The organism is Flintibacter faecis, assembly GCF_014287875.1.
In the GTDB taxonomy this organism is placed as follows: Bacteria; Bacillota; Clostridia; order Oscillospirales; family Oscillospiraceae; genus Lawsonibacter; species Lawsonibacter faecis_A.
The window spans coordinates 1-961 of sequence record NZ_JACOPN010000032.1; the positions used below are offsets into that span (position 1 = coordinate 1).

Annotated in this window: 1 protein-coding gene; it reads left to right on the plus strand. The window is 42.8% G+C overall.

The window, feature by feature from the left end; translation table 11 throughout:
- The first annotated feature begins 494 nt into the window (after nt 1–494).
- A complete protein-coding gene (locus tag H8S55_RS13870; RefSeq protein WP_003509323.1) occupies nt 495–833 on the plus strand; it encodes a helix-turn-helix domain-containing protein in 339 nt (112 codons plus the stop codon).
- The last annotated feature ends 128 nt before the right edge of the window (nt 834–961 follow it).

A 961-nucleotide genomic window follows, 5' to 3' on the forward strand; every position in this document is an offset into this window, starting at 1 on the left:
AGGTTGGTGCATTGCGTTCTCCGAAGGCTCCTCGCCGGAGGGCTGTGATTTTCCGCAGTCATGGTCTGCTCCAAATCATACAGGGGACGCTACGCTTCCCCTGCGCTGGCTGTCGCCAGCTACCCTTTTGTGGACTTGCCGCCCGGAAACACCTTGCGCTGCAAGCTGTTCCCGTCCAGCAAGTTTTATCAGTCGAGCTATCCTTATCTACGGTAATTTAGTATAATAAGGTCAAAAAACAGAACGCTATCATTGTGCAACCGATATGCAACTGATAATTGCTTGATAGTTGGTGGTAGCAACACGGTAATTCAGATAGAATAAAGCCAACAAAGAAAGGAGGTCATCCAAATGTTAGTAAACATCATTATGATTGTAGTCGGAATAGTTTTCTCATGTATCTTTGTCGGCTTGCTTATCCTTGTTATTCGTGCATTGCTTAAATATATCCGTACAGAGAAATGAAGCCAACAGCAACATTAGGAGGTGGTCAAATGAAAGTAACCGTATTTATGATAATCGTTGGAATAATTTTCTTATGTATCTTTGTTGGTTTGCTTACCCTTATTGTTCGTGCATTACTCAAATATATCCATTCAAAAGATGTACGGCAGGAAAAATCCGTAGTGAGGAAATCGTTGGGTGAAGCACTCAAAGTACACAGAACACAGTGCAAAATGACGCAGGAATTTGTTGCTGAAACGATTGGTGTTAGCAGGCAGGCTGTTTCAAAATGGGAAAATGGAACATCCGACCCTTCCACATCAAATCTTTTTGCACTTGCAAAACTTTACGGTATTTCTGTTGAAGAATTACTAAAAGAAGTTGAATAATCTTCATGCAGATATTTTATTTCATCATCGGGCCACCCTGACCCGAACTTTCAAAACTGAATACCAGCCGCCCACCGGCGGCACCACCGAGCAGGAAATCTGAAAAGGTCTCCTGCTTTTTTTCTGCC

What these genes read in the sequence shown, in the direction of transcription:
- H8S55_RS13870 (WP_003509323.1), top strand. Translation starts at nt 495, where the DNA reads ATGAAAGTAACCGTATTTATGATAATCGTTGGAATAATTTTCTTATGT.